The organism is Rickettsiales bacterium (genome assembly GCA_035765535.1).
In the GTDB taxonomy this organism is placed as follows: domain Bacteria; phylum Pseudomonadota; class Alphaproteobacteria; order Rickettsiales; family JABCZZ01; genus JABCZZ01.
Window position 1 is genome coordinate 331,977 of the sequence record DASTXE010000001.1, and the last position, 20,309, is coordinate 352,285.

A 20,309-nucleotide genomic window follows, 5' to 3' on the forward strand; every position below is an offset into this window, starting at 1 on the left:
ACATGTTCAAAACAAGGAGGAATCACATGAACAAATGCAAATTGTTACAAACAACTTCATTTTTATTACAGCTCACTGCACACGCAAACTCGTTGCCCGTAACAGGACAACTTTTTTTATCAGCATCACAAGTTGCTGTGAGGATTGGGTTAAGTCGCACAACGCTGTGGCGACTTCTGAAAAATGATCCAACTTTTCCTAAACCTGTCAGGTTTGGCAAGCAAACGCGCCGATGGTCGCTACCTGAAATTGAAGCATATCTTGCCGCATCACGCACAAATTAATAATAAAAATTAGGAGGATAAAATGTTTAAATTAACTTTAAATCAAATAGAGAGTGCCTACGGTGTTTATACTGTGACTAATCTAGCCGGAGAATACATCTTTATTGGGCATAGTAGAATTAGCTCTTTACTCTCATTGAGCGATATTAGAGAAAACCCGCGCTTAGATAAAACTAAACCTATGATAATTGAAATTATTAGAATTTGTTTTACTCAAACTGAGGCACAGAAAGTAATAAACGAATGGATACACCTTAACAGCCGTCCAATGCTTAACTTACATCATCGCCTTGGGTACAGCACTGTGATTAGGTGTAATCAAACAAACCAAGTTTTCTGCAGCCAAGCTGAGGCCGCTATGACATTAGGCATTTGTAGGGCATGGTTATCAAAGCACTTGCGAAATATTCCGGGGCACAAAAGTTATAGAGGGCTTAGTTTTAGCAAAGTAGAAAATTTGCAGACACATATTCAGCCAGCACAACTTCCATCAACAAACCCTGCATACCCGATGCCTTCCTTACCTATGCCACCACAAGCTTTACCTGCACCGCCTTTTATACCATCTGCAGCACAGCCAATTTTACCCGTGCCGCCGGTATTTCCACCTGCTATGCCTCACTTTCCAGCAACAACACCTCAAGTTCCACATACACCGCCACCGTTGTTTCCTAGACCGAATTACTAGACTTCGCATCTCTGAATTCATATGAGGAGTAAAAAATCTAACCCCTCGCTGGTTTCTATCGGGAAAGAAAAAGTGTAATATACTATATTTAGACTCAAGTAGACACTACAATAGTAATATTACACACTTTTGGCAAAGTGAAAACTGTCCTAAAAGACTTAGATGGCTAATTCTAATTGAAGAATTCAAGGGGGCACTTCCCCCTTGAATTTGCTACGGCAATTATAAAGTGGAATTTTTTTAGCAGTACCAAATTTATTATTTGTGTAACTACAATATGTGTAACTAAACAGGGGATTTAAAAGATTGTTAGTGTTCTTTTAAATTAGTCTATTTAGATTGATAAGAAATGATAAAGTAAGCGATCCTTGAATAGTGCTATAGGACGCCTCTGTTTAAAGTCGCAATTAAATAGGATTCTTTATTGCCGCTTCTCTCGCAGCTTTCCTAGCAAATTCCGCTTTTTCATATATATTCATTAAATCATTATCTATAAGAGTAATTTGCATGATTTCATTGAATAATAACTCTATTTTGATCGTTTGAGTTTTGTTACTCCATATGGCTTCATCTTTGCTTCCCGGAGTTGGGGTAGTAGCAGCTGTTGGTTCTCCAAATTTTTTTGTTAATGCTTCTAACGCGATGCCATAAGCAACCGTGGAATAACTTCCGTTAAATTTATAGAAGCGAAGCGTGTGGTCCTTAGGAGTAGGTATGAAGCTAAAACTATAAGTAATTGTTCCATAGAGACTGATTACTCCAAGGTTCGAGCTAGGTAATAAAAGTTCGTCTAATGCAGAATTATTGACCCAAACACATTTCTTTACTCCCAATTTCTTTTCGGTTTCATCGACACGTAGCATTGCGGGATCAAATGGAACAAGCAGCGGTGAGCTGGCGTCTTCTGCGCGTAATGATGAATTCTTGTGTGTCGGGACTTTATCCCCTGTGCATATTACCGTAGAAGACTTGCTTTTGTAATCAGGATTACCTACGTCAGGATGGTGCATTTTTCTGAAGTCATCTAAAGATGTTCCGAGAGCAACACCTTTGAAATCAAATTGTTTTGAAGTGGAAGATTGAGCAAAAACAGGACAAATCATTGCATTTGTGAGCAAGCCAATGATCAAAGTTATTTTTAAAAATGTTCTCATTTTGATTATTCCACTGCCACAGAGAGTTACACAAAAAAGTCGCCAGACTTTTTTCTCTGGCGACTGGGTGTTTTCATCCGTATCAAGCGAAACGGCGCGATGCTTTTGGGCTTGCGCCTTGAACATAGCAATCGCCACCCAGCCATACTGAGTAGCGACACGCTTGCGGCGGTGTCTTAACCGCGCTTGATAAGGGGATGAAAAGCCCCAGCCTCTTGAAAAAAGGCCAATCACACGTCTAACCTATACAAAATGAAAAATATACAGATTTTTACAGGAAGTTTCTTCTTCTCTGTAACGTTACGGCGCTGTTTGGAACATATCAACAGATTGATATATAATGAATTGATTGTATAATTAGGTTGGAAATACCTGTTTTATAATAATGCGACGAGTCTTTCAAAATGAGCTACACCGATAATCAACGGGAAATAACGGGCCGGGATGTACAGGGACGGTTTGCGGCTGGTAATCCAGGGCGTCCATATGGCGCTAAAGGGAAGACGTCTCGTGAAGCACTAGAGCGCATTAAATTGATGAAGGAGACGGCGATTCAAAAGTTGTGGGAATCTGTCAATATAGGAGAGCGGTGGGCTATTGAGTTTGTGCTATCTAAAGTGCTTCCAGCCAGCCGTACTATTGAATTTGAAGGTCTAACGACTGAGGATATTAAAGCTGCTTTAATATCTGGTGATATTAGCCCTGATGAAGCAAAAGCGATTAGTGGAATTACTAGGGATATCAGTGAAATGGAGTTCTTAAAAAGAATGCGCTCAAGGTTTAAGAGCTAGAGGTTAACCGTCATTGCTATTTTGGTTGCTTGTGATCACTTCAAAATACAACCATATTCCAATCTTCCTTAGGAATTATTTTTCATCGACAAAGATAGATCCAATGATGAGACAAAAAATTCTATAGCCGCTTGAGTAATATGTGAACAATATATATTGCTATTTACTGATGTTTTAAATGAGTTGGTAAGAGTTTTAAGGATATAGATAGTGCAGAATATTGAACTCTATATTGGTGCTTCTATCGAATATGACTCTGAACGAATTGTGATTTTGCAACTCATTCGGGAATTATCTATTAAAGGCATTAGTGCAATTATATTGGCTAATGTGCACCTTAATAGACGCCAGATTGATCTTATTGTAGCAACAAGTGGGATGACCTTAGTAATTGAGGCCAAGGGATATACACGTTGTATAAGAGGAAAAGAAAATGGGCGCTGGGAAGTAAATACTGCATCGGGATGGAAATCCATTTCTAATAACCCGTATGTGCAAGCTCTAAACGCACAGCACGCTTTACGAGATGCGATGCAGGCTTTTTCAGGAACAATAGTAAATTATCCTGCGGCAGCACTAATCTTTACGCCAGATATTCCTATAGGGTCTTCAATTCCTAAAGGAGACTTTAAGGTTAAGGTAGGAGGGCTCCCTCTATTGGAGGACTTAATTAAGTATGAGCAAAAAGAAAGTTGGAGCCTAGAGCATTGGAGGGCTTTTGCTAAGCATTATAATCTTACTAAAATTGAGACATTAGCAGCAGCATTAAATCTAAAATTGCTTGAGGATGAAAAACTTCTAGCCGATTACTGTAATGCATTTGGGCATACTTATAGTCATATTGCGAAATCTCTAGTCCCCTTTGCATGCAAAACAGATAAAGGGAACATATCATCAAAGGATGTTAGGGCTGAAGTAATACAGGGCTCTGATATTTTGCTCCTAGGAGCATCAGGATGTGGCAAAAGCCTTTTGGCAAAAGAAATTGGCATCCAGGCTATTGCAAGGGGACAGATTCCCATTATAATTGAGGCAAAATATTTTACGGGACAATTTCAAACATTATTAAATCAAGAGCTTGGATTACTGAGCACTTCATCTGGGCTTCTTTTCCTTTCGGCCTGTATAAGGCTTAACCGCACAGTAATATTTATTTTAGATGGTTTCAATGAGTGCCCAAAGACTGAGCAGCATAGATTAGCTCGTTGTATAGCCGCAATAGCGCGACGTTATATTACTAAAATTGTCATAACATCGCAGCACGATCATGATACATTTACTCTTCTTAATTTGAAGAATATTGAGGTCCCTGAACCAAGCCTAGAGCTTAAGAAAACAATTGCTGGATTAACTAATGGTACTTTGCCAACTTCTTTGGAACCAATTTTAAAGGCGGTAAAGAGTGGGCTTGAAGCAAAAATTGTTGGTGAACTTGGAAAAACGAATCTAGATAATACAAATAGTTCTGCCTTATTCTATATTTACGCATGCAAGAGATTGAACTCATTTGCTTCTTCTGGTGTACAAACACTTATAGATTTGGCAGCATATTTATCAGAGAAACTCACTTTCAGCCTTTCTATCCGTGATTTTAACCGAATTGAGTATGAGCAGCAGATTACTAAAGCTACTTCTGATGCATTATTAGATTCGGGTCTAATAGTTCGTTTTGGAGATCGTGTAAGCTTTGGGCACGAATTATTTCTCAATGCCTTTATTGCAGAATCTGTTATTCGTAGTGCTGCGCATAATTCAGAAAAAGTTCTTTTTGCACTAAGCTCTCCTAAGCACTCTGGAAGAAAAAGTTTAATCGTAGGAGCAATAGATGACCAAATCCTACTTGAGCAAGTGCTTAACAATATCACCGATACAGGCATTATCTTAAGTTGTATGGCAGGTGAATGCGGCACTTATGCAAAAAAATGGATTGAGAATCAATTCGAGCTATTACTACCAAAAATTGAAACGGAAAGTCAAAATATCAGCCTTAAATATAAAGAAGATTGGCCACATGTTACTGTCAAAACCGGAGAGCTAACTAATTGGTCGTCCCAAGAACGTGCTCTTATTAGAGCACTGCCACATCTTATATATATTGAAGGCTTGTATCTTTCCCCGGTATTAAAAATCATAAAAACGACAGATTCTGTGCTGAAAGCAACATTCTTAGAATTAAAGGAGTATGCACAAGAAAAGAAAATATCTCTAAAGAGCGGATTATTTGCTTTCGCGTATATTGGGGGATACGACGATAATAAACCTGCTATTTCAATAATAACTAATGCAGTGCATAGCGGTATTGTACTTTCTTCAAAAGAAAGGAAAACTCAAATTTTAGCGCAAAAAATACAAGAACAATTTTCGGAAAATCTTACTAATGGACAGCTGTATTTATTATTAACTCTAGATCGTTCCAATTGGGACAATCAGATATTACCATTATTCTTACCCCAAATATTACATAATAATTGGCAGTATGCTCCCTATCACTTAAAGCTTGCACTTCTAGACGCGGCACATTCTTGTTGGAAAGTGCCAGAGCCAGAGCGCCTCGAACTTATTAGTGTATTAGAGACAATCTTAGAAGAAAAGAATATTGATATTATTTATTCTACGATGGTACTGGAAGCCTTGAAGGCATTAGGAGCTTTGGAAGAGGATGAGCAAGAACATATAGAAAACGTCAAAATGGAAATTAAAGAGTTCTTAGAGCATACTGAAGAACCTGAATACTGGTATCATGCTAATAGATGTTACTTTTCACAATTTGATCATCCATACGATGGTGCATATTGTGCTGTTTTTAATGAGATGCATGATACAGAGAAAAAAATTGTTTTAACAATGGCATTAAGAGGAGCAAGTCCACCGTATTTAATGTTTCTTAGCGCATTAATAACCGAAGTTGCAGCTTTTAATGACCCTACATTAAGTACCTATATTGAAAGATGGCTGAAACTTCCTGAAGAAAGACAAGTAATGCCACAAGAAGCTAATAATGTTTTTTTTATTGCCCATGCAGCAGTTGCTTATTTAGATTGTCCATTACCCTATATTGCAGCCAACAATAATAAAGCTGAGGCATTAAAAGCTTGTGCTGAAATATTCTATTGGATTAATAAACCCGGTCTTCTTCAAAAGGAGCTCGTGATAGCCTGCAGCAAGTCTTGGGATATATTAATGCAACACGAATTGGGTATAGCCGCTGATGTAATTAGAGAGTGTGAAGATGTCCACAGAGATATTTTGGCACGATTGGGAAAGTCTCAAGAAGATTTATCTATTATAAAAAACTTTCCGAAAGAAGTTTCAGAAATATGCAGACAAGCTATTAAAAACCCTGACGCACAACAATCTTATTATAATGGAGATTTTAAATTTGATGGATTTCGAAGCCGTTCGCTTTGCATTAGTGTATTAGGTGAGTATGGGGAAATCATAGATTTAGCACTTCTAAGAACAATGGTTGATGATAAATATGTAGGAAGAGATGCAATAGAAGCAATTGCAAGATTGGAGGAGAGGCATCTCAGTTAGCTTAATTTTATCACATCAATATTTAATGCTTAAACTGGAGGTAAGATCTGCAATGAATCTTCCGTAGTTCAGCATTTAATATAAAGTGATAAGACTGCGGCGAATGCTCTAGAGTTAAAGAGCCTTTCATTTTAGCCACCTTGTATCCAGCTGCATCAATCCAGAAAATTATTCCCTTTCCGATCAAAGGATATACGGTGATATTTTTTAGTGTGTATTTGCCGATAGGCTTTGTCAAAACGATCTCATAATCTTTTTCAGGTATGTCATCATGTAGCCGGAAGCTATCAGTATCCCTGAAAGCGGCCCAGTCCCTAATATGTCTTGGGTCAAGCAACTCGTTACCGAGCTCTTCTCCACCTACAAAGATGAAAGCACCAGATTCGGATTCATAATAGTACCGTGCAGATTCTTCCGCCTTCGCACGGTCGACAATATTGCTTGTTCTAGCCAATAAGAAGGCCGCAACAGGATCAAGCGTACCCCACGTCAGCAACTCTTTCAGCCAGAACGCAATCCAAGGAAGACCGCTTCTCGGCCAGTCATCCAATTCTAAGGCACGAACCGGATCGTCACCGATAACATCCTCATCTCCCATCACTAGATTGAGAAGGCTGCCGATGCCCCAGGTGATTTTATAGGCAAAATTCTTCGCAACATAATCATACCATTCCGATATTTTTTTTGGGTTTGGCTGTTCTTCTAGCGTATCCCGCGCAAACCACCAGCGCAGGATTTCGCGCCAGTCAAAATTTTTAGTGTTTTTGCCCAGCCTTTCAGACAGTTTGAATGCGGGAACTGCCGACACCATCTCGATAATATCTGCTATGAATGCAAGTTTCTCCTCCTGGTCCATGAAAGCGTAATTCCGGCCTTCTTCAATTTTATCTTTGAGTGCCTGCTGGTCGTTTATCAGCTTCCTGGCCGAACGCGGCGATAGGCTCGTCTTATAGATTTTCTCACGTTCAGCTTTGTCCGGGTATGCGGCTGGAATAGCTTTGCCTCTCGTAAGCCATATGTTTCTCAGCCGTTCCTCTTCATGGGTGGATACCATGGCATAGGTTGCTTGCCATATTTTTGTCAGTTCCGCTTCCAACTCACTGGCAGCGATACTGCTTCCTTCAAGGCTCTCAACTTCCTGGATCGCAGCAATGAGGAAAGCATCCAAAGAATCTAAGGCCTTGACGGCCACCGTCTCGTTGCCATCTGTGGTCACAGTCTGCTCCAACCAGCGCGTAAATTCTTGATCGCTGGTGCTGCCGCTTATTTCAGTCCAAGCACTTTTCAGAGAAGAAAGTAGTGCCAATAAAGGGCTTGAAGCGTAACCGGTGAGAACATTTTGCTGGCGAGCAGAGCCTTCTACATTCGCTATAATATTGTTATAGGCGCGACGCTCTTGAGCTGCTGTGCCATTTATTTCTGGGGGAAGAACTACCAGCGTATGTCCCTCGGTTGCAATGCCCGGTCTTCCGGCTCTGCCGACAAGATTGTTAAATTCTTGGGGGGCAAACGGCGTTGCTCCTCTTCTAACGGAAGGAAGCAGGATATAATTGACGGGAATATTCACCCCTTCCGAAAGAGTGGATGTGGCAATGACAACATTCACTAAATTAGCGTCAATCACCTTTTTAAGCTTTCTTGCCATCAAGGCTGGCATTTTGCCGTGATGCACCAAGATGCCGCGTTTCAATAATTGATATTCATATGAATCTTTGGAAAAATAATCTTGCGCGCAATCCAAGCATTGCTGCCATTGTGGACTATCCGTCGGCTCTTGAAAAAAATCGGGTAAATCTTCATTCTCCCACTCTTCCAGATTACTTAAGACGGACTCAGCAAAAGACGGGATATCCTGCGTAATAGAAACCAGCACGGTTGATTGCGTACCATCTTCTCTTTTGGCCGCAAGATGCAGGGCTGCCCATAATGTAGGCGCTCTCATGCGCTTTTGAGGGTGTTCCGCTGATTCCAATCGATGAGGCATTTTAGCGAATGGATTATTAATATAAGGTTTCTCGTCGCCCTGCCTATCTTCAAAAGACAGAGAATGGCCATTCATAAGATCGTATTCAATCTTGAATCCTCCCGTTGATTCGACCTCAAGTCGGCCAATCATCTGACGCGTGCTACGATAATCGGAGCGAATAGGATCGGATTCTGCACTGCGCGTTAGCCATTTCGAGATAGCGGGTCCAGCTCCAGCCGCAACGGCGGAAAGCGCGATGATACGAAAATTAAATGCCTGTTGGGCCATAAGCAGCCTGGTGCCAAGCATTTCCAGGCGATAGGCGCGCGATGTTCCCTCTTGAACGGATTGTGGTGACTGATCTGTGTATTCAACCATATGCGCCTCGTCTATGATGATAAGGCGGACACGGCTTAGAAACAATATACCTATATATCGCAAAAGCGCGTCCGCTTTCTCAAACGTACAGACAAGGACAGTGGGCTGATCACGAGAAATCCAAGCGTCAGTTGGCCCCCAATCAGTCCCGCCATACAAGCCTGTAACAACCGTCGGATGCAACGAAATCCCTGTTAGGTCTTGGGAAAGCCTTTCCTCTACTTCAGAGGCCAGCGCCTTGGACGGTACAAGATATAGAACCAAATTATCGGGTTCCAGTTCTGTAAACCCAAGCGTTTGGTTTTCTGCGTTTAACGCTTGGATCGCCGCAAGTGTGGCGATGGTGGTCTTACCGGAGCCGGTCGGTGTACAGAGCACGAAGGAACCGTTTTCGGCAAGCTTGTTGATGCCGACGATTTGCGCGGGCCATACGAGGGAACGTTTCTTGATAAACGATGCCTTTACGAATTCAGTCAAAGAGTCTTGTGTAGATTGCGGCGCGTCTTGCATTAGCGCACCGATTTTCGACCACAGGGATGTGTTGACGTATTCTTTAGATATTTCAGCAAGAAGTCGCGCCAATACCCATGAAAAATAATCACGACTAAGCAAAAAATTTCCAGCAAGTTTGTCCAATTTTTCCAATGTCCTAGCGACTCTAGTATCGTCACCCGTACGTAAGAAATCGCACATGATGCCTATGCACATAACGAGGTGATTGAAAGAAAGCGCTGAAATATCTTTGCCGATCTCTACGCCGTCTTCTTGCAGGTCGGTTTGCTCCTGCCAATACTTACCGGTTTGCGTGAGAACTTCCGCGAAGTCTCCCTTGATATAACTGAGCAATATCCTGGAATAAGCATATTCCTTTGGCGTATTCTGCAAATGTCCCAAGGCAAGTGCCGGGTAGCCCGCAACCTGGTATGCTGCAGCGGATAACAGGTGAAACGGTGCGCCATCGGGCAGCAAGTCTTTCTGGCTAAGCCATTCCAGTATCTCGCCAGCGCGCTTAATCCCGTCACGCCATTCGCCTTCCGGTGCGATTTGACGTTCAATCAAGGAGAAGTGAATCAGTAGCAGTGCATTATGGACTTGTTCCTCTATGTTATGCGCATTGAATGTAACCAATCCGTTCTGCCCCGTGTTTTTGAGCAGATTTTGACTGTAAAGCTTCGCCTGAAACGGGGTCAAGCGAAGCTGTGCCAGTTTCTTTCTAGTATCGGTAGCGATGCGGATAATTGTAGCGTCAGCCATTGTTGGCGCTCCGATAGATCCGCTCGATCACTTCGTCCAACTCCGGCATGTGAATTTCAAGCCCTTTGAGTTTGCGGGGAGTGGTGTATTTCTCATGCGGTTTTTCGTGTGGCATCCAACTTGTCGCTTGCTTGGGCGGATTGGTGCAAACGTATGACACGCCGTTGTAGCGATCTGCATTCTTATGGCCGCTGGCATAGTAATTTGTCAAAGATAGCCTCCATGCCTTCGCTTTTGTTGTGTCGTAATCTTTTAAAATTTCTAGTAACCTTAGAATATCAACCGGTGGTGTTCTTGTTTCCGAAATTTGAGTATGCGCATTTCCAAGTATGGTGGCGTTATGCGGGTCCACGCATTTGGCTTCGAGCACCAGCACGTCCGAAATTTGACCGTCATCGCCCATGATAAACGCTAGAACATCATCACCCGTGCGACCAGGACGCTTATTTTCGGGGGCGTCGGGGTCGTAGTTTTCTCCTTGGCGCAGTTTTTGGTTTATATTTTCCAAATGCTGCAATTCAACGACATGGTGCCGAAACAGATAGGCCGGAATGCACCAGCCGGATTTCCCGTGTGCACCTAAATGCTCGACCAGTAACCCAGCCAAAACCTCGCCCCAATAGCCTTTGAGAGTTATTTTATGTAGTATCGCAGGATAGTTTTCTGCCGGGTCCGGTGTGCTACTTGTAAACGGCGAAAGATCATCGGCCAAGCTGTCCCGCAACTTGCGGCGGGCATCTTCGTGCGCTTCTTGGATGTATTCCTTCAAGCTACCCTCAATCTGATCGAAAGCAGCAGCATCAGTGCGCAGTAAACGCAGATAATACTGGGGAGCGCCAGGGGTCGGAAGCGGCTGCGTCTTGAGCCATGTCTGCAATTGGGGAGTATTTATTTTTTTAGTACGAATCACAGCGCTTTACCGTATTTGAAGCGCATAATATAGCAGGCAAGTTGCTAAGAATAAACAAATATTAATGTAACCCAATCTGATGGAGATACTATAGGAAGTAATTTATAGAGAGATTAATAATCCCCACGCATCGTTATTCAATGATAATTTTTTAGGCATGCTATTTGGCAGCTAGAATAGATATGCTGTCTGTAATGCTATGATTTATATAGAAATAAATAATAAAATGGCGGAGAGGAGAGGATTCGAACCTCCGAGACGGTTGCCCGCCTAACGGTTTTCGAGACCGCCGCATTCGACCACTCTGCCACCTCTCCGCGCGCGTAAGCGAGGGCTGTAGCTATAGCAGACCTGCACGCATTGTCCAGCCTGTTATTAGAGGCTCGACGAAATCGCATCGATGATGTTATAACCAGCCTTATCAATAGATTGAGGCTGGAATATGGCAAGCGAAGCGGTGACCGTAAGGGAATTAAAGGGCTTGGAAGAAATAAGCATTATATTTCCACTAATTACCCAATTAAATCCGGATGTGGACGAAGCCGCTTTTGCATCGCGCTTGAAAGTGATGCTGAAGGAAGGCTATCGCTGCATCGGGGCGTTCCAACAGGGCAAGTTGGTGGGCTGCACAGGCTTCTGGATCGGTACGCGTATGTGGTGCGGTGCATTCATTGAGCCGGATAATCTCGTGATCGACCGCGATCATCGCCGTCAGGGAATAGGCGAACAGCTTATGGCATGGGTGGAGCAGGAGGGCAGGCGGCATAACTGCCAGATAGTGAAGCTTGAAACCTATACGGTAAATGAAAAGGCCCGCGCTTTTTACGCCGGGCAGGGGTATGACGAGCCGGGAATCGTGATCGTGAAGCCATTGATGATCGACCCGGAAACCTGGCGCAAGAATCTGGAATCCAAAGCAAAATAATTAACCTATAAGCTCAAGCCACTCATCCTCGCTCAGCACATTCACACCGAGTTCCTTGGCCTTCTTAAGCTTGCTTCCGGCATCGCTGCCGGCAACCACATAATCCGTCTTGGCCGAAACACTACCTGCAACCTTCGCGCCGAGCGCTTCCGCCCGCGCCTTGGCCTCGTTGCGCGTCATGCGCTCCAGCGTTCCCGTAAATACCACCGTCTTGCCGGACACCGGGGAATCGGATTGCTGCGCCTCGGCATCTTCAATAGTGAGCTCGCTCTCAAGCTGTTTCAGGACATCCTGGTTATGCTGCTCATGGAAAAATTCCATCAACGCATCCGCCATCACTTCGCCCATACCATCAATGGTCAGCAAATTGTTCCAGGCTTCATTGCCATGCTCGAGGGCAAGCATTTCCTGGCTCCACTGTGCATAAGACCCGTAATGCCGCGCCAGTAGCTTTCCTGTGATTTCACCGGCATGGCGGATGCCAAGCGCATAGATGAATTTAGCGAGCGGAATCGTCCGTGCTTTTTCCACGGCAGCCTGCAGATTATCCGCCGATTTCGGCCCCCAGCCTTCGAGCTTCCTGATCTGCTCGTAATCAAGCCGGAAAATATCGGCAGGAGAGCGAATAAACCCTTTCTCCCAGAAGGAATGAATCTGTTTTTCACCTAGGCCTTCAATATCGAACGCATTGCGCGAAACAAAATGCCGCAGGCGCTCGATCGCCTGCGCATCGCAGATCAGTCCGCCCGTGCAGCGCCGCGCCGCTTCGCCTTCCTCGCGCACGGCATGAGAGCCGCAGACGGGGCATTTATCGGGAAATACATACGGCACGGAACCTTCCGCATGCGCGCGCGAGGCTACAATCTGGGGGATCACGTCGCCCGCGCGCTGCACGACCACCGTATCGCCGATGCGAATATCCTTGCGGGCAATTTCATCTTCGTTATGCAGTGTGGCATTGGAGACCATAACGCCTGCGACATTGACAGGCGTAAGCCTCGCCACCGGCGTAAGCGTACCCGTACGCCCGACCTGTATTTCGATATTTTCAAGCGTCGTGACGACCTGTTCCGCCGGAAATTTATGCGCGATCGCCCAGCGCGGGGCGCGGCCTATAGTGCCAAGCCTTTGTTGCCAGTCCATGCGGTTGACCTTATAGACAACGCCGTCGATTTCGAAATCAAGCTTTGTGGAATGACGCTCGCGGGCGATTTCATCGTAAAACGCCATGATGTCGTCAACACTGGTCAGCAGCCAGCTCTTTTTATGCCATACCTCACGGAAAAAACTGCCGATCGTATGGAAGCCGAAGCTTTGGAACGCATCCATATAACTGCTATAACTATCACCGAGTTCCGCTTCGATCTCGCCCCAGCCATAGATAAAATATTTAAGACCGCGCTGTTTGGTAATTTCAGCATCAAGCTGGCGCAACGAACCGGCAGCAGCATTGCGCGGATTGGCGAATTCCGGCTTGCCCGCAGCAGCCTGCTTTGCGTTCAGCTCCCTGAACTTCTCTGCGTTCATATAGACTTCACCGCGCACTTCCAGCACAGGCGGCGGATTATGCGCAATCTTTAGCGGTAGGATGCTGGCGAGGTTCGGGGTAATATCTTCGCCGACTTCTCCGTCTCCGCGCGTTGCACCTTGTACGAAATGGCCGTTCTCATATCGGGCCGAGAAAGATAGCCCGTCAATTTTAAGCTGGGGAACAACTTCGATAACATCACCGCTTTCAAGTCCCAGAAACCGCCGGATCCTCTCCAGCCAGTCTTCCACATCTTCCCGCGTGAACGCGTTGTTCAGCGATAGCATAGGAACTTTATGGCGAACTTTAGCAAAGCGCTCCGCTGGAGTATACCCCACTTTCTGCGTGGGACTGTCAGACAAAGCTAGATCGGGAAATTGCTTCTCCAGCGCTTCCAGTTTGCGCTTCAGCACATCATATTCGGCATCGGTGACTTCAGGATTATCCTGCTGATGATACAATTTGTCGTGATGGCGGATTTCCGCGCTGAGACGGGCGATCTCTTCTTTAGCCTGCTGATGGGAAATGCTCATCCGGCAGCCTGCAGCAATTTATCGGCGGCCATACGCGCTTCGGAAGTGATTTCCGCGCCGGCAAGCATGCGTGCCAGTTCTTCTTTGCGCTCCGCATCCGAAAGCGCGTGTACCTGTGTGAATGTAGCTCCGGCCTTTTCCTTCTTCATGATCCGCAGATGCTGGCTGCCCTGCGCGGCCACCTGCGGCAGATGCGTGACGACGAGCACCTGATGCGTCTGCCCAAGACGCGAAAGACGCTTGCCGATAGCGTCCGCCACTGCACCGCCCGTGCCGGTGTCGATTTCATCGAAAATCAGTGAAGGTGTGGATTTGACCTTGGCGAGGGCGACCTTCATCGCCAGCATGAAGCGTGAAAGTTCGCCGCCGGACGCGATCTTATGCAGCGGTGCAAGGCTTGCGCCCTTGTTCGTGGCAGCCTGAAACTGTACGCTGTCAATGCCGTTGGCGCTCCAACGCTCTTCCGGTAGAGATTCGATCAGTACATTGAACTGTGTAGCCGACATTTTCAGTGAATCCAGCTCGGAATCCACCGCCTTTTCCAGGCTCTTTCCGGCTTTCTCGCGCTGCTTGGAAAGCTTTTGCGCGGCCGTGAGATATTTCTCCCGAGCCTCTGCTTCCGCCTTCTGCAAATGGCCGATTTCATGTTCCTGATTACTGATGCTGTTTAGCTTATTCGTCACGTCCGCAAGCAGCGCAGCGAGCTGTTCCGCAGGGACATTATATTTACGTGCTGCGGCGCGGATGGCAAATAGCCGTTCCTCGATCTGTTCCAGCTTTGCAGGATCGTATTGCGAATCACGCAGCAGATTCTCAATCGCGACTTCCGCTTCTCCTGCCTCGGTTGCTGCGCGATCCAATGCTTCCAGCGCCGCTGCAAAGCGATTGTCATTGCTCATGGGCGAGCGTGCGAGCACACGATGTGCCGCCCCCAGCATACCCGCAACGCCTTTGCCTGTGTTAAGTTCGCTGAGCGCGTCTTTAAGTGTATCGGCCAGTTTTTCGCTCTGCATCATCGTGGTGCGCGAATCCGCCAAAGTGTTTTCTTCATCCGGCTGCGGCGCCAATGTGCCCAGTTCTTTCTGCATATGCTGCAGATAATCTTTCTCGCGCTCTGCGGCTTGTATATCGCTTTGCGCCTGCGCGAGTTTCTGACGGGTGGATTGCCATTGCTGGTAGGCATCTGCAACCCCATCCGCCTGAGTCTGTAATTCACCATGCAGATCCAGTATTTCACGATGCGTGGAAGGATCAAGCAGACCGCGCCCGTCATGCTGGCCGTGCACTTCTACTAATCTCTCGCCCAATGCTTTCAGTGCCGCCACACTTACAGCGACATCATTAACGAAACATTTCGTTTTGCCGTCAGCCGTAATAGTCCGACGCACGATCAGTTCGTCGGCGTCCTCAAGACCAAGCTCTTCCAGTGTGGTGCGGGCGGCTGCATTATTAGCGATATCGAAAGTGGCGTGGACGCTTGCGCTTTCATGCCCGTGACGGATAAGGCGGGTTTCCGCGCGTGCTCCGAGCGCCAGGCCGAGCGAATCCAGCAGGATAGATTTTCCGGCGCCGGTTTCCCCCGTCAGCACGCACAGGCCGCGTTGGAACGGAATTTCACAATGCTCAATCAGGACGATGTTACGTATGGTAATATGGGTCAGCATGCACGGATTATAGCGGCTGTAAACCTTGCGGCAAGCTATAGATGCAGTCCGGCGGCAACCGTTTCGAGCGCCGCCGAGATTTTATTGCTGGCGACAGGAAGATCGTATTTCTTCTTCACCGTATCGTAAGCATTGCGGGCGAGCAGCGCGGCTTCGGCCGGATCGGCCAGCAATTGCTCTATGCAGTCGGCAAGCATGGCGGGATCGCCTTTTTCAACAAGCATTCCGTCAATCCCGTTCGTGATGATCTCTCCCGGTCCTTCGCTGTCGGCGGCAATCACTGGCAGACCTTGCGTCATTGCTTCCAGCAAGGCAATCCCGAACGGCTCGTGACGAGAGGGGAGGCAAAACAGGTCAATTGCTTCAAAGAATGGCTGTTTCTGGGTAATCCAGCCGGGAAATGAAATCATATTATCCACCCCACGGGCGGAGGCAAGCGCTTTCAAACTTGCTTCTTCCTCACCGTCTCCAGCCAGTACCGCACGGAAAGCGACATCGCGCTTCTTAAGCAGGGCAAGGCTTTCGATCAGCACGTCAAACCCTTTTTTCTCCACAAAGCGGCCCATTGCGCCGATGACGGGCGGAGTGCTGCGCGGATGGGAAGCATATTCCGCCTGCACGCGTACCATGTTGGGAACGTGGAAGATGCGTTTTTTAGGGATATGCTGGCTTTGCACGAAATTACACAAATCATTCGTCGGGCAGAGGATGGCCTCGGCATTCGCGCATTTAATGTTATAGTTATGCATGACCGTGACAAGCCTGCAGCCTTTAGGCATATGGCGTGCAAGACTTAGGGCACGATTACCATGCGCAATGCAGATATCAGCTTGCCATACCTCGAGCATTTTGCGCAGCTTACGGGCTGCAAAGATATCCCATGCGCCCCAATCCGACAGAGCTTGGTAATGGATGGCCAGTGAAACAAGCCCGTTGGTGACTTCCGCTTCCGGATGGATGACGGCATAGGCATCATGCCCCGCAAGGCGGGCGGCTTCGCTGTAATCCAGCAATGCCTGCTCGATCCCGCCATGGCCGGTGCTAAGCATGACATTGACAAGCCGTAACTTCCGCATGCCCGTCCTCCGCTAAAATGGCAGTCAGGCAGGAACGCCTATTCCATGTACTGGCCGCCGTTAATCGACAGAGTTTCCCCAGTGATGAAGGAAGCTTCGTCCGCCACGAGGAACAGTACCGCACGCGCGATTTCCTCCGGCTCACCGAGACGGCCCACAGGAATGCCGGAAACAATCTGCTTCAGAATGTCTTCACGGATGGTCTTGAGCATTTCGGTAGCGATATAGCCCGGAGAAACAGCGTTTACTGTAATGCCTTTGGCAGCGGTTTCACGCGCCAGTGCTTTGGTAAAACCGAAGATACCCGCTTTAGCAGCGGAATAGTTGGTCTGGCCGAACTGGCCGAGCTGGCCGTTGATGGAGCTGATATTGACGATACGACCGAACTTCTTTTCGCGCATCTTTTCAATCACGGCGCGTGACATGTTAAAGCAGGAGGTGAGGTTCGTATCGATCACAGATTCCCAGGCGTCATAGCCCATTTTATGGATGGCCATGTCGCGCGTGATACCCGCATTGTTGATCAGGATATCGACAGAACCGCCCAGATCTTTCTGAACATGTTCAACGCCTTTTTCGCAAGCATCGAAATCGGCGATATTCCATTTGTAAACGGCGATGCCGGTTTCTTTGCTAAAGCTTTTTGCGGCGTCGTCGCGGCTGGCGTAAGTAGCGGCAACTTTATAACCGGCTTTCTGCAATGCTCTTGAAATAGCTTCTCCGATACCTCTGGTTCCGCCGGTTACCAATGCGATGCGTTGTTTCACGTTCTGCTCCTTGTTATTGTTATATATGAAGAAGTTTTCCTTCTTTCTTGTAATTAGCGTTCAATGCACAGGGCTACACCCATGCCGCCGCCGATGCACAGTGTCGCCAGGCCTTTTTGGGCATCACGACGGTTCATTTCGTGCACGAGCGTGGTGAGAATGCGTGCCCCGGATGCGCCGACCGGATGGCCGATAGCAATAGCGCCGCCATTGACGTTAACCTTGCTGATATCCCACTGCATAGCCTTATTGACCGAAATAGCCTGAGCTGCAAACGCTTCATTGGCTTCAATCAGGTCGAGGTCATTGGCTTTCCAGCCCGCCTTGGCAAGCGCTTTCTGGCTTGCCGGAATCGGACCGGTGCCCATGATCGAAGGATCAACCCCCGCATGCGCCCAGGATTTGATGGTCGCAAGCACTTTCAGGCCACGCTTTTCAGCATCGGCACGCGTCATCAGCATCACGGCGGCAGCGCCGTCATTGATACCGGAAGCATTACCTGCAGTCACGGTACCTTCTTTGCTGAAAGCAGGTTTTAGTTTCGCCAGTGCGTCTTTGGTCACGCCAGCGCGCGGGAACTCATCCACTTCAAACGTAATGTCGCCTTTGCGGTTCGATACTACGACCGGGATGATTTCGTCCTTGAATTTGCCCGCTTTGATCGCTGCTTCTGCTTTCTGCTGTGAGCTTGCTGCGAATTCGTCCTGCTCGTCGCGGGAAATATCGAACTGCTTGGCGATATTTTCCGCCGTGAGTCCCATATGGATGTTCTGAAAAGCATCGGTCAGCGCGTCATAAATCATGGTGTCGATCATGGTGGCATTGCCCATCTTCGTGCCGTTACGAAGGTTCATGGCGTGCGGAGCCTGGCTCATGCTTTCCTGGCCGCCTGCGATAACGATGGAGCTGTCGCCGTTCTTTATGGCCTGGAAACCAAGGCATACTGCGCGAAGGCCCGAACCGCAGACCTGGTTCAAGCCCCAGGCGGGAACTTCTTTGGGGAGACCGGCATGAATCGAAGCCTGGCGTGCCGGGTTCTGGCCCGCTGCGCCGGTCAGGATCTGGCCGAGAATGACTTCGGATACATCTGCGCCCGCAACGTTGGTGCGTTGCAAAATTTCTTTTAGGACGGCGGCGCCGAGTTTATCGGCGGAAAGGGGAGAAAGCGTACCGTTGAAGGAACCTACGGCTGTGCGCAGTGCGCTCACGATGACAACATCATTACCACTCATAATTACCTCTGCTGTATTTGTGAATCACCTGAGTTATATTCGCCAATTTAGAATATGCAACAAAATTACCCTTGAAAATTGCAGATCCGGTAAGTCATGCAAGGAAAACGTAAAGAAATATTGTGCACCGCAATATAGGAAAGCTCAGCAAGAGACGGGCTTTTTCAGGCTTTGCAAAATAGCTCTTACAGCTTTGAGGCTGTAATATTTTCCCATTCCCGTCGGCACAATAAAGTCCGCCAGCTTGCGTTTCCGGCTGTCCGGCATCTGGCGCGCCAAGATGGAAGCCAGTTTTTCCGGCGTCATATGCATCCGCTGCAACACGCGCTGACGTTGCAAAAAGGCGGGGGCAGTCACCACAACCACATAATCGCACCGCTTTTCCGCATGTGTTTCAAACAATAGCGGTATGTCGAGCACAACGATATTTTTCTTTCGTCCCCGCGCACGGCGGATAAATATTTGCTGATGCTTGCGCACGAGTGGGTGCAGTATGGCCTCGAGCGCTGCCAGTTTACCTTTTTGGCCGAAGACTTCACGCCCGAGCAACGTGCGGTTTATGATCTCACCCTCCAGCGCATGCGGGAATAGCTTGGCTACTTTTTCCACCGCCTCTCCGCGCCTGCCGAGCAATGCATGGACGATTTTATCAGAATCACAGACGGCAACCCCACATTCCGCAAATTGTTTCGCTACGGTCGTCTTACCCATGGCGATGGAACCTGTGAGGCCGAGAATGATCATCGCAGCTCCTGTAATACGCGCTCACGCAATTCATCCGTGACTTCCGGCATAATTTCCGGAAACCAGATATGAAAAGCATTTGCCGCCTGATATAATAGCATTCCGAGCCCATCCACAATTGCGTTACCGCGCGCCTTGGCTTGTCCGAGCAAGGGGGTGATCAATGGATTGTAGACGATGTCCGTTACCAGTGCATTTCGCGGGAGATTGTCGAGTGAGATCTCCAATGGCGGCTGCCCCTTCATTCCTAAGGAAGTAGTATTCACAAGTAACGTTATATCCTTTAAGTGGACCTCAATCTCGCTCCAGTCAATGACGGTGACATGGGCATTTTTTTCCTTGGAAGAAGCGGTTTTGATATGCGCTGCGAGTGCTTCCGCTCGCGCTCTCGTACGGTTTGTGATGATCAACTCATCGCAGTAAGGATCAAGGGCAAAACATACTGCCTTTGCAGCACCGCCTGCGCCCAGCACAAGGCTCTTCTTTGCAGTGTGCTTTAAATCGCATTTGGACGAGAGGTTTTTCTCAAATCCCCATGCGTCCGTATTTAGCCCCACAAGCTTCTCATCATGCATCCAGAGTGTATTAATCGCGCCGATATGGGAAGGGTGTACAGGAACGCCTTCAAGACTATCCACGAATTTCATGGCCGCTTCTTTATGCGGGATCGTCAGATTAACTCCGGCATAATTTTCCTCGAACATTGTATGGCGCATAAAATGTTCTAATGCTTCGGGTGCTACTTCAATGGCGTTATAAGTAGCATTGACGCCATACTGTCTGATCCACTCTCCATGGATGACCGGGGAAAGGCTATGGCGGATAGGGTATCCTAAAACCGCTAACTTCTTTACTGCCTCTGTCATATCTGTTCTTCC

General features: G+C 47.2%; 15 protein-coding genes and 1 tRNA gene. 5 read left to right on the forward strand and 11 right to left on the reverse strand.

Annotated elements, in window-relative coordinates:
• Positions 1 to 26: 26 nt before the first annotated feature.
• Together VFT64_01690 and VFT64_01695 are read left to right on the forward strand one after the other, a co-directional pair.
• Positions 27 to 284 carry an AlpA family phage regulatory protein gene (locus VFT64_01690; GenBank protein ID HEU5046535.1) on the forward strand — a complete coding sequence of 86 codons (258 nt, stop codon included), beginning with the start codon at positions 27 to 29 and terminating at the stop codon, positions 282 to 284.
• A 22-nt stretch (positions 285 to 306) separates the two neighbouring features.
• Positions 307 to 972, forward strand: coding sequence for a hypothetical protein (locus VFT64_01695; GenBank protein HEU5046536.1), 666 nt, complete (start codon positions 307 to 309; stop codon positions 970 to 972).
• 407 nt (positions 973 to 1,379) lie between these two features.
• Here VFT64_01695 and VFT64_01700 read toward each other — a convergent pair whose 3' ends face one another.
• Positions 1,380 to 2,360: a hypothetical protein gene (locus tag VFT64_01700; protein HEU5046537.1), complete on the reverse strand. Its 981-nt coding sequence runs from the start codon at positions 2,358 to 2,360 to the stop codon at positions 1,380 to 1,382.
• A 170-nt stretch (positions 2,361 to 2,530) separates the two neighbouring features.
• On the opposite strand from VFT64_01700, the gene VFT64_01705 reads away from it, so the two are divergent.
• Positions 2,531 to 2,917 carry a hypothetical protein gene (locus VFT64_01705; GenBank protein HEU5046538.1) on the forward strand — a complete coding sequence of 129 codons (387 nt, stop codon included), beginning with the start codon at positions 2,531 to 2,533 and terminating at the stop codon, positions 2,915 to 2,917.
• A gap of 210 nt (positions 2,918 to 3,127) precedes the next feature.
• The gene (locus tag VFT64_01710; GenBank protein ID HEU5046539.1) at positions 3,128 to 6,454 is read left to right on the forward strand and encodes an NERD domain-containing protein; all 3,327 of its coding nucleotides are present in this window, start codon (positions 3,128 to 3,130) and stop codon (positions 6,452 to 6,454) included.
• Between the two features lie 22 nt (positions 6,455 to 6,476).
• Here the strand turns inward: VFT64_01710 and VFT64_01715 are convergent, their stop codons facing one another.
• The 3 genes from VFT64_01715 to VFT64_01725 form a co-directional block, all read right to left on the reverse strand.
• The gene (locus VFT64_01715; GenBank protein ID HEU5046540.1) at positions 6,477 to 10,052 is read right to left on the reverse strand and encodes a DEAD/DEAH box helicase; all 3,576 of its coding nucleotides are present in this window, start codon (positions 10,050 to 10,052) and stop codon (positions 6,477 to 6,479) included.
• Positions 10,045 to 10,962 carry a hypothetical protein gene (locus VFT64_01720; GenBank protein HEU5046541.1) on the reverse strand — a complete coding sequence of 306 codons (918 nt, stop codon included), beginning with the start codon at positions 10,960 to 10,962 and terminating at the stop codon, positions 10,045 to 10,047. Before VFT64_01720 ends, VFT64_01715 begins: the two co-directional genes overlap by 8 nt.
• Positions 10,963 to 11,189: 227 nt before the next feature.
• A tRNA-Ser gene (locus VFT64_01725) sits at positions 11,190 to 11,279 on the reverse strand.
• A gap of 125 nt (positions 11,280 to 11,404) precedes the next feature.
• On the opposite strand from VFT64_01725, the gene VFT64_01730 reads away from it, so the two are divergent.
• A complete protein-coding gene (locus VFT64_01730; protein HEU5046542.1) occupies positions 11,405 to 11,887 on the forward strand; it encodes a GNAT family N-acetyltransferase in 483 nt (160 codons plus the stop codon).
• Here VFT64_01730 and ligA read toward each other — a convergent pair whose 3' ends face one another.
• The 7 genes from ligA to VFT64_01765 all read right to left on the reverse strand — a co-directional run bounded on the left by ligA (position 11,888) and on the right by VFT64_01765 (position 20,297).
• On the reverse strand, positions 11,888 to 13,948 hold the full coding sequence (ligA, locus tag VFT64_01735) for an NAD-dependent DNA ligase LigA (GenBank protein HEU5046543.1): 2,061 nt from the start codon (positions 13,946 to 13,948) through the stop codon (positions 11,888 to 11,890).
• A complete protein-coding gene (gene recN, locus VFT64_01740; GenBank protein HEU5046544.1) occupies positions 13,945 to 15,612 on the reverse strand; it encodes a DNA repair protein RecN in 1,668 nt (555 codons plus the stop codon). The genes ligA and recN overlap by 4 nt, the downstream gene beginning before the upstream one ends.
• Before the next feature lie 35 nt (positions 15,613 to 15,647).
• A complete protein-coding gene (locus tag VFT64_01745; GenBank protein HEU5046545.1) occupies positions 15,648 to 16,688 on the reverse strand; it encodes a glycosyltransferase family 4 protein in 1,041 nt (346 codons plus the stop codon).
• Positions 16,689 to 16,726: 38 nt separating this feature from the next.
• Positions 16,727 to 17,455, reverse strand: coding sequence for an acetoacetyl-CoA reductase (gene phbB / locus VFT64_01750; GenBank protein ID HEU5046546.1), 729 nt, complete (start codon positions 17,453 to 17,455; stop codon positions 16,727 to 16,729).
• Between the two features lie 53 nt (positions 17,456 to 17,508).
• Entirely contained in the window at positions 17,509 to 18,687 is a 1,179-nt protein-coding gene (locus tag VFT64_01755) for an acetyl-CoA C-acetyltransferase (GenBank protein ID HEU5046547.1), read from the reverse strand.
• Between the two features lie 144 nt (positions 18,688 to 18,831).
• On the reverse strand, positions 18,832 to 19,431 hold the full coding sequence (coaE, locus tag VFT64_01760; protein ID HEU5046548.1) for a dephospho-CoA kinase: 600 nt from the start codon (positions 19,429 to 19,431) through the stop codon (positions 18,832 to 18,834).
• Positions 19,428 to 20,297 (reverse strand): shikimate dehydrogenase, encoded by an 870-nt coding sequence (locus VFT64_01765; protein HEU5046549.1) that lies wholly within the window; start codon positions 20,295 to 20,297, stop codon positions 19,428 to 19,430. The genes coaE and VFT64_01765 overlap by 4 nt, the downstream gene beginning before the upstream one ends.
• Positions 20,298 to 20,309 lie beyond the last annotated feature (12 nt).

Coding starts and splice junctions, on each gene's coding strand:
- VFT64_01690 (HEU5046535.1), top strand. CDS start 27: ATGAACAAATGCAAATTGTTACAAACAACTTCATTTTTATTACAGCTC.
- VFT64_01695 (HEU5046536.1), top strand. CDS start 307: ATGTTTAAATTAACTTTAAATCAAATAGAGAGTGCCTACGGTGTTTAT.
- VFT64_01705 (HEU5046538.1), top strand. CDS start 2,531: ATGAGCTACACCGATAATCAACGGGAAATAACGGGCCGGGATGTACAG.
- VFT64_01715 (HEU5046540.1), bottom strand. CDS start 10,052: ATGGCTGACGCTACAATTATCCGCATCGCTACCGATACTAGAAAGAAA.
- VFT64_01730 (HEU5046542.1), top strand. CDS start 11,405: ATGGCAAGCGAAGCGGTGACCGTAAGGGAATTAAAGGGCTTGGAAGAA.
- ligA (HEU5046543.1), bottom strand. CDS start 13,948: ATGAGCATTTCCCATCAGCAGGCTAAAGAAGAGATCGCCCGTCTCAGC.
- recN (HEU5046544.1), bottom strand. CDS start 15,612: ATGCTGACCCATATTACCATACGTAACATCGTCCTGATTGAGCATTGT.
- VFT64_01745 (HEU5046545.1), bottom strand. CDS start 16,688: ATGCGGAAGTTACGGCTTGTCAATGTCATGCTTAGCACCGGCCATGGC.
- VFT64_01755 (HEU5046547.1), bottom strand. CDS start 18,687: ATGAGTGGTAATGATGTTGTCATCGTGAGCGCACTGCGCACAGCCGTA.
- coaE (HEU5046548.1), bottom strand. CDS start 19,431: ATGATCATTCTCGGCCTCACAGGTTCCATCGCCATGGGTAAGACGACC.
- VFT64_01765 (HEU5046549.1), bottom strand. CDS start 20,297: ATGACAGAGGCAGTAAAGAAGTTAGCGGTTTTAGGATACCCTATCCGC.